Source organism: Enterococcus sp. DIV2385, assembly GCF_051711925.1.
In the GTDB taxonomy this organism is placed as follows: Bacteria; Bacillota; Bacilli; order Lactobacillales; family Enterococcaceae; genus Enterococcus; species Enterococcus faecalis.
The window spans coordinates 891,873-907,482 of the sequence record NZ_JBIONV010000001.1 but is presented as its reverse complement, the minus strand read 5'-3'; the positions used below and the strand labels follow the sequence as shown (position 1 = coordinate 907,482).

Below are 15,610 nucleotides of genomic sequence, written 5' to 3'. Positions count from 1 at the left end.
ACCCGTTTCAAATGATATAAATGATATATAGAGTGTTTTAACTATGTGCAACATGATTAAAAGTTAACTGTTGGGGAGCAGTTAACTTTTTCTTTTTAACCACAAAAGAGAGGATCCGCTGTGAGAAATAACTGCAGTGGATGCTCCCTTTTGTATATTATTTATTTACTAGCCGATAGTTGAAAACTTTCCCGTTACTCAGTAGTATCGATTTTGTCTTCTTGACTATCTAAAGAACGGTCAACTTTTTCGTCGTAACTTTCCATGGAATTTTCATTTTTATGTTTCTGCTTATCGACCGTTTTATCGACTTTTTCTTTCTGTCGATCAATTGTTTTTTCCATCTCTTCGCCAGCCGAGGTACAACCACTCAGTAAAAGGAAACTTGTGAATAAAAACGCTGACAAGATAACTGTTTTTCCGATTTTTGTTTTCATAAACTCACCTCTCGTTTAATTTAAAAAAACGTCCCGATAAAACATTGTTCCCTTGATTATTTACTCACAATTAGCGAACGACTAAGACATTGCACAAAGCATGGTTAACCACATAATCTGTAGTAGAACCAATCAAGGTTCGTTGAATAGCACCTCTTCCCGTGGCACCTAGCACAATTAAATCTATGGCATAATTTTCAGAAATCGTGTTGGCAAGATAACGTTTTGGGCTCCCAAGCTCAACAATTTTTTTGACTGTTTTTACACCAATTTCACTCGCTTGTTTTGCCTTTTCAGTGAGCATCTCTTCTGACTTGTGTTTTTCTAAATCATACAATTCTTCAAAAGAAAATGGACTCGTCGTAAATTCAGCATCATTAATAATTGTAGCTAAATAAAGAGTGGCTTGTTCCTCTTTGGCAATCCTGACAGCTTCATGAAAAGCTTTTTCAGATTGATCTGAGCCATCAAGAGCAACCAAAATATGTTGATATACTGACATTTTATCCGCCTCCTTAACCAAATTAAGAATCAAAACTAACACAACAGCTGTGTTACATTTTAGTGGCTATCTGTTGTAATTTTTCCACGGTTAATGCTTGATAATTTGTTTCTTCAAGTAGTCCCGTTTGAATTTCAACAGAAACATCTTCCGTACATGTTTCTAAAAACATTGTGGCATAATCAAACTGTTGCTCTAAGAATGTTTCATACTCCCGTCGACAACGTAAAAATTCTTTCGCGGTATCTGAAACATGTAAACACATGCGGCGCTTATTCGCTTTCTTGGTTATCACAAAATAGGTTCCTTCTAAAATCGTGGTAATCTCTTCAATAATATACGCTGCATCTTTTACCATTCCGTCAATCCAGTCCTTTATTTGTTTTCAGTATCGTTGCTTTTTTCTTTGTCGTCACTTAACAGCTCTTTAATTTTTTCACGATTGTCGTATAACTTTTTTCCTACGCCCACTAAGGCACCACCAGCCAATAACTTTGTTAAAAAGCCGCCATTTGCATTTGTTTTTTTGCCATGGTGTCCTTTTAAATGATGTCCCATCCTAGCCACCTCCATAATTTTTATTTCTATTACCTATGAACATTATCTCATATGTTTTCACAAAACGCACGTATAACAATAGTTTTTTAATCAAGGCTCGACCACTTGGTAAACTCATGACTTTTAATATGACGAATATCTTCAAATAAAATATGTGTATTTCCAACTTTTGCATACTCCATTGAACTCATCCCTTCAAAAACACCAACAATTGGCGGTTGAACACGGCCATAATCATCCAATGTATTCAATTGGATTTCTAAAACCTGGTTATTTTTTAAAGACTGCTCTAAGTATTCTTCAATTTCTTCTGTTGTCTGTTGCGGTAAGCGTTCAAACGCTCTCTTAGAATATTCGTCAGAAGCTTCGATTCCTTCTTGTAACTCCCCCAATGCAAAAGCGGTCGCCCATTTCAGTTCAAAGGGCCGATCATGGTACTCATTATAAGGTGTAAATTCTTTTTTTGTTCGTTTCATGATGTTATCCTCCTAAACCGACATTTCCTCCAGCATGTCCACCGACTAATCCTGAACGATGAATTGCCGTCGCGCCTTCCAACAAAGAAGAGGCGTGGATTAAAGCTTGAAAGCCAAATTTTTGTCGGATTTTATCAATCAGATAGTTTAACTCCATTTCACTAATTTGCTCTTCTGGTTCCGAAAATAAATCTAATTGTAAAGATTCATTCCAAACTAATTTTCCATATGAAAGCCCTAATTGCCGGACATCTGTTCCCGCTAGATAATGTTCTCTAAAAAGGGCTAATACATAGGTAATCAAAACTTTTGTATTGTTTGTTGCAGGAATCGTTTGTTGTTTTCGCCAACCAGTTCGTCCTTCACGGTCAATTTGTCCTTTGGAATAACCAACGTAGACTGTGATACATTCCGTTTGACAATGCGCTTTTCTTAAACGAGCAGCCACTTGTTCTGTCAGTTCCTTTAAGACTAGTTCAATCTGATCTCTTCGCGCATAATCTCTCGGCAAAATCTGACTATTTCCAAATGATTTTTCAGCTTTATGTGGTGCTTTTTTTCCTAAAAAGGTACGATCAATCCCCCATGAATGAGCATACAATTGAAGCCCCATCACGCCAAATCTTTCTTGTAAAAGATGCGGATTCGCTTGCGCTAACTCATATACAGAATCAATTCCTAAACGATTCAGTCGTTTAGCCATTCTGCGACCAATCCCACAAAAATCTGTCAAAGAAGGCAACTGCCAGACAGTATCTGGTACACGATCATACCGCCATTCTGCAATAAAATCTGGCGAATGTTTGGCGCCATTGTCCAACGCCAATTTAGCCAGTAACGGATTGTCCCCTATCCCAACGGTCACATAAATACCCACATGATTATAAACGACTCTTTGGATAATCCGAGCCATCTTATAGGCGGTTTCACAATGAAAATAACTTAAAGAAGCCGTTACATCAAGAAATGATTCATCTACACTAAACACAGAGTGATCTTCATCTGCGACAAACTTTTTATATAAATTATTGATTTCTTGATTTTTTTTCATGTACAAATTCATTCGTGGCGGAACCACATATAAATCAGGATGAGCGGGCACTTGATTTTTACGCGTAACATTTGAAACACCTAAAACTTTTTTTGCCATTGGCGATGCTGATAAAACTAATCCCCCCGCATTTTCGGCATTACTCATCACTACTAACATCGTTTTCAACGGATCTAACCCACGTTCTGCGCATTCTACACTAGCGTAAAAACTTTTGCAATCAATACAAAGAATATCGCGACTAGGTTCTTTTTCATAATCAAATTTCATAAACATCACCTCACTTGCAAAATCATTATACGAACAAACGTTCGATTAATCAAGCGAACACTGTTTATTTTTTTGTTTTTTTTCAAGAACGGTTGGTGATCAAAAAAAAAATAAGTATTCGGAATTTTTATATTCCAAATACTTATTTTTTCTTTTACATCTTATTTCGATTTAAAAATAACGATAAAAAGCCCGTTCCTAACAGAATTACTGCTGAAACATAATAAGGGAAAAAGTGATTGATATCAAATAAAGCTCCTGCTGCCATTGGTCCTAAAATATTACCAAAACTTGTAAATGTCGAATTTAGTCCGTTGATGGTTCCTTGTTGATCTCCAGCATGTTTGGATAAATAAGTAGTTACTGCTGGTCTAAACAAGTCAAACGCTAAAAAGACAATAAACGTTGAAAATACAACAACTAAATTATTTTTTGTAAAGGCAATCACGGCAATAAAAATGGCACTTGCAAAAAAGGTTAATTGGATTAAACCCATTTCACCTATTTTTTGGACGATTGCATCAAAGAAAAACAACTGACAAATCAACGCTAAAATACCACTAACCGTAATCACGATTGCTATTTCACTTGTGGTAAAGCCAAAATTAATAGTCGCCATAATACTATAAATAGATTCGAACGCTTGCAGGCCAAAAGAGGAAATTAAGATAATCACAAATAATGAGGTAAACATTGGATTTCTTAAAATATCCATAAATGAACCTTTTTTCGCTTCAACAGCGGCTAAAATTCGTTTCTCCGGCTCCTTCAAAACAGTTAATGTCAAAATAAAACCAATAAACGCTAAAAATGCGGCCGCAAAAAATGGAGCGCGAATACCTAAATAAGCAATAAAACCACCAACTCCTGGTCCGATAATAAAACCACCACTAATTGCAGCTGACACAAGCCCCATCGCTTTCGGACGTTCAGAAATCGTGGTCATATCTGCCACAAAGGCTGTCACTGACGGCATTAATAAAGCGGCGGCAATCCCGCCTAAACCACGAGAAATATAAAAACCGCTTTTCGCTTGGGCTAAACCAAATAATAACTCAGAAATTGAAAAAACCAACATACCCGTCGCAATCATTTTTTTCCGACCAATTTTATCCGAAAGGACACCTGCGATTGGCGATGTGATTAATTGGGCAATCGCAAAAATAGAAATCATCATTCCCATTGTGGTACCAGAAAAATGCATTTCTTCTTTTAATTGGGGAATTACGGGAATGACTAGGCCTACGCCTAGAAAAACAAGAAATAAGTTAGAAATTGCTAAGTACATCATACTATTTTTTTTCGTCATAATTTGCCTCCTCCATAAAAAAACAGCCATCAAAAATGGCTATTTCTGTTTCTTTGTATGTACTTTCTTTGACAGTGTTTCGGCTGAAACACTCGTTGAGTCATTGAGATACATTTTACACTAATTCGCTGAAAATTTCACTAGTTTTTACTTATTTTTTTAAAGGAAATTGTTATTTTTTAAAGACATAACTTAAGTATCCAAGTATTTAATGAATCGCTTTTGTTTTTTATCAGAAACATAGCCAATGTGTTCATAAAATTGATGTGCTGCTGTACGCTGTTCCCCTGAATTTAAGCGAATCGCAGACAAGTTACACTTTTTAGCTTCCGTTTCTAGTTTCGTCATTAATTGTTTGCCAATTCCACGGCCTTCTGCTTCTTTTGCCACTGCTAACCCTAGAACGTTCAATAACGTTTGGGAATAAATTGTTTCATACAGTTGCGCATGCACATAGCCTAAAATCTTCCCTGTCTTCGTTTCTTCATAAACATATAAAAACTCTCTGTCACTGGCTAGTAGTAATTTCTCAATCTGTTTACAGGTCACGTCAACGGGAACTTCATAGCCCAATTGTTCTTTATTAATGATAGTTAACGCCGCTGCATCTGTTGGCTTCATTTTTCTAATCAAGGGTAACACTCTCCTTTACATTCTTACTTAAATAATAACGAAAGCGTAATATCCGCAAAATCATTTAATTCTGAATCATTGTATTGCTCTAACAAAACTGTTTCGCCTCGATACTCTTTTAAAGCTAGTTGTATCAGCGAATGATAATTAGTAGGAAAATGTACTAGGCCCCATTCCCCGCCAGCCCTTTTTGATAAAATTTTATTCTCTTGCTTAAACGCCATTACTCTACACAGATTTAAAATAACGTACATAGGTTGTTGAACAATTTCTTTTTTTGCCTCTTTCACATCAGCTACAATGCTTTCAAAATATTTCTTTTGATCTATCCAGCCAAAAACGGAATCAATCGGTTTTCCTACGAGTACTTTTCCATATAATTTTGTAATCATAAGATGTGCCACTAGATCCTCATCGTATCCCATCATATCTTCAATATATTTATTTTTATTAGTCAGATATCTGGAACGATGTATCGGAGAAAAATGTAAATCGAAGGGAATCGGATAACTCAAATTTATTGTATCTTTTAATTGTAGCACATGGAATTCTATCCCTTTTTTTGGTGCCCACTTATCTAAAATATTAATTGTATAATCTAATAATTGTTTCTTCTCATCAATAGTAAGCTTTTCATAAACCACAATCAGTACATCCAAATCACTTACTGAATGACAATAGGTTCCAAAAGCATAAGAACCATGAAGATATATTCCAACTAAATTTTCTTTTATTATTTTCATATATCCATTTTCCATTTGAGCTAATAATTGATGAACCACGATTATTCCTCCATTATTGATTGACAATTGCTATAGTTTTTTCGATAAATAAAGAACTAACTCATCATCATTAACACACCGTTCGTTTGGTTTCAGCTGCTTATTTTGAAACCAAACTCCTGAACCATCTGGCACATATCCTTGTTTGATATATAATCTTTGCGCTGCACCATAACCAGGATGCAGGCCTACTCCCAAGGAAACAGTATCTGCATAACTTTTGGCAACATTTTCTGCACGATTTAATAATAACCGCCCCACTCCTTGTTTTTGAAATGGCAAGAATACATTGAAATCAGCTATTTCAGGATATAAATTTTTAAAAGGTCCTTCCTTAGCTAATGGCAGTAACGTCACATAACCTAACAGCGTTGCCTTTTTCTCCGCTACAAAAACCGTTCGTTGCTTGACTAATTGTTCTTCTAAATAGTTCATTACAATCTCTTGGCGACTTGGCCAACCTTGTTGGACAAATTGAGTATCCAGCGCTAAGATATCTTTCTCTTGCATTTCTCTAATAACCACTAGCTCAGACATTAGCATTCCCTCCCGAAAAGCGTTTTCATTTTATAAAACGAAGCGAATAATTCTTCGCTCCCTTATTCATTTTCAAAACCATCGAGTTGATAATATTTGGGCAAAACAGCAACACATGTTTCTTCTGAATTAACAGCAATAACGAACCCTTGCCATAAGGACCACGTCACCGCTTCACCTAATTTCTCTTTCACTCGTTGAATCATTTCAGCTTGCGTTAAGTCTCGTGCAGGAAAATGTTGAACTTTATCGTTACTGATTAAAAAAATAAATGATTCTGAAAAAGCTGTCATGACTTCAGGTGGTAAATTTTTTAATCGTTCTTGGTAATCCATTGAAACCACTCCTTCTTTTTTATCATACCACAACATCCATTTCTCTAAAAAGCGCAGCACTTACTACTGAATATCTGCTAAAATTTGCCTGATAATCTGCTTTTCAGACAGTTGTTCAGATAACCGCTTTTCTCCCGGAAGCTCTAAATAATCTTCTGGTAGCCACCAACGTTTCATTCCCACGACACCAAATTCTTGATTCTTGTTTCTCTGGCTATGTCTTTTCAGCGTTTCTTCAAAAGAAATATCAAAATAATAAACCTGAACGTTTCCTTCAAAGAGATGGATTATTTCCTGGAAAAAGGAATGATAAATGGCTTTTTGAAAAATCCCTTCAACAATCACATACTGGCATTCTTGATAACCAAAAGCTACCAACTGTTTTAACAAAGCAATACTTAGATTACCTGTTTCATCTTTAACACGAAGCATTTCTCTGCGCACCACATCTTGAGAAATCAATAACGATTGTTCTTTAAGACACTGATGAAGCGCTTTAGCTATCGTTGTTTTACCACTACCAGAATTACCACGTAAAATAATTAATTTCGGTTGCATCTGTTTCCCTCCATTTTCTTGATTGTTGAAAACAAGCAGAAAAGAGCAAAAAACTTGGAAAAAACTCTCCAAGTTTTGCTGTTATTTTGATGAATGTTTCGTTGAATCTCGCTGAATGAATTCCGTTCCGACAATAATTTTTCTAGGAACTGGTGGGGTATTCAAGCATAACTCTTTCATTGTCTCAACGGCTAGCTCACCCATCCATTCAGTATGAACTTTAACTGTTGTTAATGTTGGTGAAACATATTTTGCGACACTAATATCATTAAAACCAATGATAGAAATATCTTCTGGCACACGAATGGCTGCTTCTTGTAACGCCCGCATCGCACCAATTGCCAACGTATCACTTGCAGCGAAAAAAGCGGTTGGACGAGTGTCTGCTTTTTCAATAAAGTCTTTCATCGCTTGATAGCCTTCTTCAACAGAAAAAGCTGCTTCGACAACCCATTCTTGATGATAAAGGTCCAAATCTTTTAAGGTTTCTTTAAAAGCGACAAAACGTGGATCAACCAATGCCACGCGGGACTCTTTCGTATATTCTTGCCCAGAAAGCATACCGATTTTCTGATGCCCTTGCGCCAAAAATTCTTGCACAATTGTTTTAACACTTCCAGCAAAATCAACAACAATGGAGTTTTGGCCAAAAGCCATTGCATCAAAGTCTACAAATAGAAGAGGTGCGCCTAAGGCGGCTAAGGCCGCCACTTGCTTTTCATCAAATTTTCCTAGGGCAATTGTCCCATCAAATCTTTTTTGAGACAGGTTTGTCAGAGATTCTTTGACTAAAAGAAAACCCAATTCCTCTGCCCGCTTTTCAACACCTAAACGAATCGATAAATAGTAAATATCATCCAGTTCTTCTGGATCGCTGAACCATTGGACAAACCGAATTTTCTTTTTGCCTGCTTGTTTTTTTCTGGCTCGCTTTTTATAATTTAACGTTTCTGCTGTTTCAAATATTTTCTTCTTCGTTTCATCACTAACTGATAATGTTTCATCATAGTTCAAAACTCTCGAAACTGTCGCTGAAGAAACACCGACTTGCTCTGCTATATCTTTAATGGTTACGATGTTCCTCACCTCAAATTAATCATTTTCAATACATTGAATAAATCGTTCAAAAGCACGACGGCCTTCTTCATCACGTTTAAAGACGCCGGCATCTGTTAAAATTTGAACAAAAATCGTCCCAATTCCTTGTTGGATCACTTCTTTGACATTGGCTTCAGTGATGGTTTGCTGACTGAGTTCATCCGCCCAAGCTCGATGACTTTCAGCAATTTGATTGGGTTGCTTTAATAAATACTTTTCGACTTCTCTTAATTCTTGTGCCAGCCTTGGTGGCAAAATAGCTAGTCCCATTACTTCAATTAAGCCAATATTTTCTTGCTTAATATGTTGTACTTCTGGATGTGGATGAAAAATGCCATCTGGAAATTCCTCCGAAACATTATTATCTCGTAAAACTAAATCCAATTCAAATAATGACCCTTTGCGTCGAGCAATTGGCGTAATCGTATGATGCGGTGTGCCATCTTCTGAATAGGCCCGAACTGAGACTCGTTCATCAGAATAATTGCGCCATTTGGTCAAAATTAATTCGGCCGCCTCAACTAGTTCCTCTTGACGATCACTTTGAAGACGAATCACAGACATCGGCCATTTTAAAATACCAGCAGTTATCTCAGGATATTTTTTCAAAGAAAATCTTTTTTCCATTGGTGCTAAATCCATTGGAAATGTATGACGTCCTGCTTGGTAATGATCATGAGATAAAATAGAACCACCAACAATTGGCAAATCTGCATTAGAGCCCACAAAATATTCAGGGAATAACTCCGTAATTTTAAGGAGCCGCTGAAACGTTTTTTTCTCGATTTTCATTTCTCGATGTTGTTGGTCCAAGAAAATCGCATGCTCATTATAGTAAGCATATGGCGAATATTGAAAGCCCCAAGCTTCGTCCTCTAAATTTAGTCGGATAATCCGATGGTTTGTCCGTGCTGGATAATTTACACGGCCATAATAGCCTTCATTCTCCATACATAACATACACGCTGGATATTTTTTTTGACTCATTTTCTTTTCAGCCAAAATTTTTCGAGCATCCTTTTCTGGCTTCGATAAGTTAATGGTAATTTCTAGTTTACCATAGGGTGAGTCCATTGGGAAAATAATGTTTTTGGCGATTGCTTTCGTTTTAATGTAGTTATTCGTTTTACATAACTGATAAAAATAATCCGTTGCTTTTCGTGGAGACTCTTGATAATAATCCATAAACTTCTGATTAATGATGGTTGGGGTCGGCGTAATAAAATCCATTAACTCCGCTTCTAGTTGTTCTGCTTCCGTAATTGAGTCATCGATTTGGTGATTGGCTTGTGCAATGTTTAAAAGATGTTCCACCACACGCAACGGTTCTTGCTCACAAGCAACCGCTTCTGGTTGTTCAAAAAAAACACAGCCAACTAGTTTGGCAATCCGATTCGTCAAATAATAGCGGTCTGTTTCCGTCCAATCGCCATTTTCTATGATTATCTCTACAAATGCAGCAATCCATTTACTACTTTCTTTCATCATCTGATGTTCTCCTATTCATTATAGCCTTGAGGATGTTTCACATGCCATTGCCAAGCGGTGGCGATAATATCCTTGACCTCAGTTACTTCTGGTTGCCAGCCTAAAACTCGTTTGGCTTTTTCACTAGAAGCAATTAACGTACTAGGATCCCCTGCTCGGCGTGGCGCGATTGTCGCAGGAATTTCTTGACCTGTCACTTCGCGTGCAGCATCTAACATTTCTTTAACAGAATAGCCGTTGTTGCTACCCAGGTTAAAGACGTCACTTTCGCCGCCATTTTTCAAGTATTCTAAAGCCAAAATATGTGCTGCAATCAAGTCTTCAATATAAACATAATCTCGAATGCACGTGCCATCTGGTGTATCATAATCATCCCCAAAAATACTTAGCTCTGCTCGTTGGCCCAATGCCACTTGTAAAATAATTGGCACAATATGCGTTTCTGGCGTGTGATCCTCACCAATTGAGGCATCTTTTTTTGCTCCTGCAACATTAAAATAACGCAAAGCAACATATTTCATTCCATAAGCGTTGTCGCACCATTTCATGATTTTTTCCATCATTAATTTACTTTCCCCATACGGATTTTTAGGATTCGTTGGGGTTTCTTCTGTAATAGGCATTGCTTTTGGTTCGCCATAAGTGGCCGCTGTGGAAGAAAAAACAATATGTTTCACTCCGAATTCTTGCATGACTTCCAAGGCAATTTGAGTGCCGTGAACATTGTTATTGAAATACATTAACGGTTTCTCCACGGATTCTCCTACTAAAGAATTGGCCGCAAAGTGCAACACCCCTTCAATTGATTCCTTTTCAAAGACACTACGTAAAAAAGCTTTATCACGAATATCGCCTTCATAGAAAGTCGCTTGTTCATGAACTGCTGAACGATGTCCCGTTAATAAATTATCAACAACAACAACGGCATATCCTTTTGAAATTAATTGATCGACGGCATGTGAGCCAATGTAGCCTGCGCCACCTAATACTAAAATAGACATTTAAAGCCTTCCTTTCTAAAATAACTTTCTGGCACCATCATCAATTGATGCAGGATAAAAATCAGCAGCATAGCCAATTTTATCTTGATAACTCTGGCCAACAGCTTCAATAAATGCATCTATATTTTGCTTTGGTACCAAAGCAATACTACAACCGCCAAACCCTGCACCAGTCATCCGTGCACCCAAAACGCCTGGTTGTTCTTGCGCACAAGCCACTAAGGTATCCAACTCAATGCCAGTTACTTCGTAATCTTCTTTTAGCGAACGATGTGAGGCATTTAATAATAAGCCAAATTCTTCCAAATCCCCTTCAGTTAGCGCTTGTTTTGCCAATAAAGTTCGTTCATTTTCTGTGACGGCATGACGCGCTCGTTTAATCAACGCTGGATCTCCAATCAATGCTTGATATTGTTCAAATGTCTCGCTGTCTAATTCACCTAAAAATTCAATAGATAACTCTTTTTGAAGCAAACGAACGGTTTCTTCGCATTCTGCACGACGTTCATTATATTTTGAATCTGCTAATTCACGACGTTTGTTGGTATTCATAATGACAATCGTATACTCACCTAATTTGGCGGGAACCATTTCATAGTGCATATTATTGGTATCTAGTAGAATAGCTTGATCTTTTTCTCCCATCCCTACGGCAAATTGGTCCATAATTCCTGAATTAACGCCAATAAATTCATTCTCCACTTTTTTACCGATTTGCACCAATTCAAGCATTGGACAGTGTAAAGCATATAAATCATTACAGATCGTTCCCATTAAAAGTTCAATAGAAGCAGAAGAAGACAAGCCAGCACCATTAGGAATCGTACCGTAGAAGAGCACATCTAAGCCAGAATCAATATTGTGTCCGCTTTCAATCAAGTAATTTAAAACGCCTTTAGGATAATTTGCCCAATCATCTGAATCTGAATAGGTTAAATCTTCTAATGAAAATTCGATGAGACCAACCTCTTTAAAATTATCAGAAAACATCCGAATTTTTCGGTCGTCTCTTTTTCTTGCCACACCAAATGTCCCTAACGTAATAGCCGCTGGGAAAACATGACCGCCATTGTAATCTGTATGTTCACCAATCAAATTAATTCTTCCAGGGGCAAAATAACAGGCTGTCCCTTTCTCACCAAATATTTCTACAAATCGATTCATTAACAGTTCTTCCATCACTAATCGCTCCTTTCACTAGTAAACAAATTGTATAATATTTACTAAACTTTTGCAAATATTTACTTAATATTTTCTTAATTGTCATTTCGCCTGAAAACGTGTACAATACAATTAAATAAAGATTTATTTTCTTAGTGTTTCTTTTTGACTATTTAAATAATCTAAACAATAAAGTTAAATTTACTAAATATTTACTTGAAGGAAGGATTGATTATTTTGACTATTTCAACTGAATCATTTGGACAAGGAATGCTTCTTTACACACTGACGAATAAAAATGGTGTGACTTTAAAAGCAACAGATTTTGGTGCGCGAATTGTTGCGCTCGACGTTCCTCTTACAAAAAATGAATCCCGATCACTCGTGCTAGGCTTTCCCTCAGCAGATGAATATTTGTCTAAAGACTTATATTTTGGTGCAACAATTGGTCGAACAGCTGGTCGAATTGCCGATGGCTCCTTTAAACTAGCGGGTAAAACGTATCAAACGATGATTAATACTCCTACTCAAACAACACTTCACGGCGGTACACCTGGGTTTGAAAGTAAAAAATGGCACAGCGAAATCCAAGAGGCACAAGTAAATCCTTCTGTGAAATTTTGGCTAGAGAGTCCTGCTGGTGAAAATGGTTTTCCTGGAAATCTCACTGTTTCAGTCACGTATACATTGACTGAAGAAAATGAATGGCAAATTGAGTATCAGGCAACTACAGATGAACAAACACTTTTTAATCCAACCAATCATGTCTACTTTAATTTAACTGGAAATCCCGCAATCCCCATTGATGCGCATGAGTTACAAATAAATGCCCAAAAGTATGTCCCGCTTGATGAAAGAGTTTTACCGCTTGGAGAATTAGCTTCCGTCGACCAGACAGCTTTTGATTTACAAAAACCTAAAAAATTAGCTGAGGTTTTTTCAAGTAACGATGAACAAATCCAAAAGATGAACGGCTTCGATCACCCTTTCATCTTAACCAATCATGATTTAATTAACCCGGATGTTATCTTAAAAAGTCCTACTAAAGATATCACCTTAGAGATGTTCACTGATCAACCTTCAGTTGTTATTTTTTCAGCAAATTTTGCTGATAACGGTCCCGATATTCAAGGGCAAAAATTAGTCAATCACGGAGCGCTCACATTTGAAACCCAAGTCTGTCCTGGTGCTGAAAGATTTCCGTTGTTCGGTTCTATCACCCTCTCACCTGAACAGGAATTTCACTCAACGACCCGTTTCAAACTAATTTATTAAGTGAAATGGTGCTCTTAACCAAGCTTATCTTCGAACTAAAAAAGATAAGAATGGTTAAGAGCACTTCTATTATTTGACATTTTTAATCGCTCCATTTACACTATTTTCAATTAGAAAGGCGGTGATGTCTATGTATGCAATCAAATTTTTTCATGGCTATTTAACTGCAGATGGTAAACGTACGCGAGATAAATCAGGTTGTTTAGTTTACCACTCTGAAAAAGAAGCACAAAAATTAGCAGATAAAATTGGCGGGAGAGTTAAAAAAATTGGATAACCTTAGGTAAAGGATAGATAAGCAAGGCTATTTTGCTATCTGTCCTTTTTTATTTTACATATTCCTCGACTTATTGTATTAATTTGATACAATAGAGAAAAAGCCTAAAGGAGCGCTTACATGAAACAAAATGACTTTGATTATATGCAAATGTTAAAAGGTGAATTATATTACGCCCCCACCATTTTACCCGAAAATAAATCAACAAAAGGCAAGGTGTTAGCTCAAAAAATCAATCAACTTCCTATCGATAATGTGAAAGAAATTGTGGCCCTAGAAAAAGAATTATTAGGAAAAACTGGCAATGAGTTATATATCACTCCACCCCTCCATGTAGACTACGGTCGCCATATTGAGGTAGGAGAAAATTTTTATGCAAATATGGATTGCATTTTTTTAGATGTAAACAAAATAATCTTCGGTGATAATGTCATGGTTGGCCCTCGTGCTAGTTTTTATACTGCCGGCCATCCAATTGATCCAACGATTCGAACTGCAGAATTAGAATTCGGGACGCCAATTATTGTTGAAGATAACGTGTGGATTGGCGGAAGTGCCACCATTTTACCTGGCGTTACAATTGGAAAAAATGCTATTGTCGCTGCTGGTGCTGTGGTTACAAAAGACGTTCCTGCCAACACGATTGTTGGGGGCAATCCAGCAAAAGTCATTCGCAAAATTGATGAAAACGATCAGCAATTTTGGACAGAAAAGCAACGGCAGTATCAAATCGCTAAGAAGCAATTCTTTCATGAATAAAAAATCCCCAATCCAATGAAAATAACGGATTGGGGATTTTTTATTTTAGTCTTCTTCATAATAATTAAACATCCAATGGATGCCAAACTGATCTTTTAGGGAACCATACTTTTTGGACCAAAAAGTTTCAGATAATGGCATTGTAACAGTGCCACCTTCAGATAATCGTTTAAATAAGCGATCAATTTTTTCATCATCATCTGTGCTAACCACGAGCGAAAGGTTATTTCCTTCCGTAACTTCAAAACCAAACATATCAGGAACATCTGAAATCATTACATAGGTTCCTTCAATAATGATACTTGCGTTCATCACTAAATCCTTTATCTCGTCGTTTATAGGATGCTCAGGATTTTCAGGTGCTTCGCCAAAAGTCATTAAATTTTGACATTTTGTATCAAAAACATCTTCATAGAACGCAATTGCTTCTTTTGCTTCACCTTTAAAATTTATATACAGCTCTAACAAATGACTCACCTTCTTTCATGATCAAATTTTATACTTTATTTTCTCATGATTTGTCAGAAAGCAAAAATAGTCTGCTTAAAAATCTGATTTTTCTAGTAACAAGGTAACAAATTTTTCCAAATACAGTTGGTCAACCGCATCATAGCTATTTGTTACACCACTATCAATATCTAAAACACCGACCAATTGATGATTTTTTACCATCGGTACAACGATTTCAGACATCGCAGCTGAGTCACAAGAAATATAATTGGCGTGTGTCTTCACGTTATCAACAATCAATGTAGCTTGTTTTTCCGCGGACTCACCACAGACACCTTTGCCCATTTTAATTCTGGTACAAGAGACTTTCCCTTGAAAAGGCCCCAAAACTAATTCTTCATCTTTATATAAATAATACCCAGCAAAAACGGTATCTGGTAATGTTTGTGCAATTAACGCGGACGAGTTTGCTAAATTTGCAATAGCATCCGTTTCTATTTCTAACAAACCGCTCAATTGTTGTAAACACAATTCGTAGGCTGCTTTTTTGTTTTCTCTCGTTTGTTCAGTCATGCTTGGTTCATCTCCTTCATTTTGTCTTATTATAAAGGAAGACACGCAAAAGTGCTATGTTAAAGTGAGACAAACAAACT

At 36.8% G+C, this 15,610-nt stretch carries 21 protein-coding genes; 3 read left to right on the top strand and 18 right to left on the bottom strand.

Annotated elements, in window-relative coordinates:
• Positions 1–194 precede the first annotated feature (194 nt).
• From IGM04_RS04535 to IGM04_RS04460, 16 genes are all read right to left on the bottom strand, one after another.
• Positions 195–437 (bottom strand): hypothetical protein, encoded by a 243-nt coding sequence (locus IGM04_RS04535; protein WP_002358134.1) that lies wholly within the window; start codon positions 435–437, stop codon positions 195–197.
• A gap of 70 nt (positions 438–507) precedes the next feature.
• Entirely contained in the window at positions 508–939 is a 432-nt protein-coding gene (locus IGM04_RS04530) for a universal stress protein (RefSeq protein ID WP_002391595.1), read from the bottom strand.
• A gap of 52 nt (positions 940–991) precedes the next feature.
• Positions 992–1,297: a hypothetical protein gene (locus IGM04_RS04525; RefSeq protein ID WP_002375233.1), complete on the bottom strand. Its 306-nt coding sequence runs from the start codon at positions 1,295–1,297 to the stop codon at positions 992–994.
• Between the two features lie 17 nt (positions 1,298–1,314).
• A complete protein-coding gene (locus IGM04_RS04520) occupies positions 1,315–1,512 on the bottom strand; it encodes a hypothetical protein (protein WP_002360617.1) in 198 nt (65 codons plus the stop codon).
• 71 nt (positions 1,513–1,583) lie between these two features.
• Positions 1,584–1,973 (bottom strand): hypothetical protein, encoded by a 390-nt coding sequence (locus IGM04_RS04515; protein WP_002382082.1) that lies wholly within the window; start codon positions 1,971–1,973, stop codon positions 1,584–1,586.
• Positions 1,974–1,977: 4 nt separating this feature from the next.
• Positions 1,978–3,294, bottom strand: a complete 1,317-nt coding sequence (locus IGM04_RS04510) for a Y-family DNA polymerase (protein ID WP_010777518.1) — start codon at positions 3,292–3,294, stop codon at positions 1,978–1,980.
• 154 nt (positions 3,295–3,448) lie between these two features.
• On the bottom strand, positions 3,449–4,603 hold the full coding sequence (gene emeA / locus IGM04_RS04505; protein ID WP_002358140.1) for a multidrug efflux MFS transporter EmeA: 1,155 nt from the start codon (positions 4,601–4,603) through the stop codon (positions 3,449–3,451).
• Positions 4,604–4,795: 192 nt separating this feature from the next.
• A complete protein-coding gene (locus IGM04_RS04500; RefSeq protein ID WP_002369669.1) occupies positions 4,796–5,236 on the bottom strand; it encodes a GNAT family N-acetyltransferase in 441 nt (146 codons plus the stop codon).
• A gap of 23 nt (positions 5,237–5,259) precedes the next feature.
• Positions 5,260–6,018: an aminoglycoside adenylyltransferase domain-containing protein gene (locus tag IGM04_RS04495; RefSeq protein WP_002386017.1), complete on the bottom strand. Its 759-nt coding sequence runs from the start codon at positions 6,016–6,018 to the stop codon at positions 5,260–5,262.
• 30 nt (positions 6,019–6,048) lie between these two features.
• A complete protein-coding gene (locus tag IGM04_RS04490) occupies positions 6,049–6,561 on the bottom strand; it encodes a GNAT family N-acetyltransferase (RefSeq protein ID WP_002407075.1) in 513 nt (170 codons plus the stop codon).
• A gap of 56 nt (positions 6,562–6,617) precedes the next feature.
• Entirely contained in the window at positions 6,618–6,926 is a 309-nt protein-coding gene (locus tag IGM04_RS04485) for a hypothetical protein (protein ID WP_002386590.1), read from the bottom strand.
• Positions 6,927–6,953: 27 nt separating this feature from the next.
• The gene (locus IGM04_RS04480) at positions 6,954–7,520 is read right to left on the bottom strand and encodes a kinase (RefSeq protein WP_179189109.1); all 567 of its coding nucleotides are present in this window, start codon (positions 7,518–7,520) and stop codon (positions 6,954–6,956) included.
• Between the two features lie 9 nt (positions 7,521–7,529).
• Positions 7,530–8,534 (bottom strand): LacI family DNA-binding transcriptional regulator, encoded by a 1,005-nt coding sequence (locus IGM04_RS04475; protein ID WP_002360622.1) that lies wholly within the window; start codon positions 8,532–8,534, stop codon positions 7,530–7,532.
• A gap of 6 nt (positions 8,535–8,540) precedes the next feature.
• Complete coding sequence (galT, locus tag IGM04_RS04470) at positions 8,541–10,031, bottom strand: UDP-glucose--hexose-1-phosphate uridylyltransferase (RefSeq protein ID WP_179189131.1); 1,491 nt, start codon at positions 10,029–10,031, stop codon at positions 8,541–8,543.
• Between the two features lie 14 nt (positions 10,032–10,045).
• Positions 10,046–11,035, bottom strand: a complete 990-nt coding sequence (gene galE / locus IGM04_RS04465; protein WP_002361578.1) for a UDP-glucose 4-epimerase GalE — start codon at positions 11,033–11,035, stop codon at positions 10,046–10,048.
• A 15-nt stretch (positions 11,036–11,050) separates the two neighbouring features.
• Positions 11,051–12,214, bottom strand: a complete 1,164-nt coding sequence (locus tag IGM04_RS04460; protein ID WP_086317775.1) for a galactokinase — start codon at positions 12,212–12,214, stop codon at positions 11,051–11,053.
• A 198-nt stretch (positions 12,215–12,412) separates the two neighbouring features.
• Between IGM04_RS04460 and galM the strand changes: the two genes are divergently transcribed.
• The 3 genes from galM (at position 12,413) to IGM04_RS04445 (ending at position 14,507) form a co-directional block, all read left to right on the top strand.
• Complete coding sequence (gene galM / locus IGM04_RS04455; protein ID WP_306297582.1) at positions 12,413–13,471, top strand: galactose-1-epimerase; 1,059 nt, start codon at positions 12,413–12,415, stop codon at positions 13,469–13,471.
• A 130-nt stretch (positions 13,472–13,601) separates the two neighbouring features.
• Positions 13,602–13,748: a hypothetical protein gene (locus IGM04_RS04450; RefSeq protein ID WP_002384758.1), complete on the top strand. Its 147-nt coding sequence runs from the start codon at positions 13,602–13,604 to the stop codon at positions 13,746–13,748.
• Positions 13,749–13,868: 120 nt separating this feature from the next.
• Entirely contained in the window at positions 13,869–14,507 is a 639-nt protein-coding gene (locus tag IGM04_RS04445; RefSeq protein WP_002379300.1) for a sugar O-acetyltransferase, read from the top strand.
• Between the two features lie 45 nt (positions 14,508–14,552).
• Here IGM04_RS04445 and IGM04_RS04440 read toward each other — a convergent pair whose 3' ends face one another.
• Positions 14,553–14,984 (bottom strand): VOC family protein, encoded by a 432-nt coding sequence (locus tag IGM04_RS04440; protein WP_025190700.1) that lies wholly within the window; start codon positions 14,982–14,984, stop codon positions 14,553–14,555.
• A gap of 66 nt (positions 14,985–15,050) precedes the next feature.
• On the bottom strand, positions 15,051–15,530 hold the full coding sequence (locus IGM04_RS04435) for a GAF domain-containing protein (protein ID WP_002358155.1): 480 nt from the start codon (positions 15,528–15,530) through the stop codon (positions 15,051–15,053).
• Positions 15,531–15,610 lie beyond the last annotated feature (80 nt).

Excerpts from the sequence above, each read along its gene's own strand:
- IGM04_RS04515 (WP_002382082.1), bottom strand. The coding sequence starts at position 1,973 with ATGAAACGAACAAAAAAAGAATTTACACCTTATAATGAGTACCATGAT.
- IGM04_RS04460 (WP_086317775.1), bottom strand. The coding sequence starts at position 12,214 with ATGGAAGAACTGTTAATGAATCGATTTGTAGAAATATTTGGTGAGAAA.
- emeA (WP_002358140.1), bottom strand. The coding sequence starts at position 4,603 with ATGACGAAAAAAAATAGTATGATGTACTTAGCAATTTCTAACTTATTT.
- IGM04_RS04535 (WP_002358134.1), bottom strand. The coding sequence starts at position 437 with ATGAAAACAAAAATCGGAAAAACAGTTATCTTGTCAGCGTTTTTATTC.
- galT (WP_179189131.1), bottom strand. The coding sequence starts at position 10,031 with ATGAAAGAAAGTAGTAAATGGATTGCTGCATTTGTAGAGATAATCATA.
- IGM04_RS04530 (WP_002391595.1), bottom strand. The coding sequence starts at position 939 with ATGTCAGTATATCAACATATTTTGGTTGCTCTTGATGGCTCAGATCAA.
- IGM04_RS04485 (WP_002386590.1), bottom strand. The coding sequence starts at position 6,926 with ATGTTGTGGTATGATAAAAAAGAAGGAGTGGTTTCAATGGATTACCAA.
- IGM04_RS04435 (WP_002358155.1), bottom strand. The coding sequence starts at position 15,530 with ATGACTGAACAAACGAGAGAAAACAAAAAAGCAGCCTACGAATTGTGT.
- IGM04_RS04450 (WP_002384758.1), top strand. The coding sequence starts at position 13,602 with ATGTATGCAATCAAATTTTTTCATGGCTATTTAACTGCAGATGGTAAA.
- IGM04_RS04510 (WP_010777518.1), bottom strand. The coding sequence starts at position 3,294 with ATGAAATTTGATTATGAAAAAGAACCTAGTCGCGATATTCTTTGTATT.
- IGM04_RS04520 (WP_002360617.1), bottom strand. The coding sequence starts at position 1,512 with ATGGAGGTGGCTAGGATGGGACATCATTTAAAAGGACACCATGGCAAA.
- IGM04_RS04490 (WP_002407075.1), bottom strand. The coding sequence starts at position 6,561 with ATGCTAATGTCTGAGCTAGTGGTTATTAGAGAAATGCAAGAGAAAGAT.
- IGM04_RS04445 (WP_002379300.1), top strand. The coding sequence starts at position 13,869 with ATGAAACAAAATGACTTTGATTATATGCAAATGTTAAAAGGTGAATTA.
- galE (WP_002361578.1), bottom strand. The coding sequence starts at position 11,035 with ATGTCTATTTTAGTATTAGGTGGCGCAGGCTACATTGGCTCACATGCC.
- IGM04_RS04525 (WP_002375233.1), bottom strand. The coding sequence starts at position 1,297 with ATGGTAAAAGATGCAGCGTATATTATTGAAGAGATTACCACGATTTTA.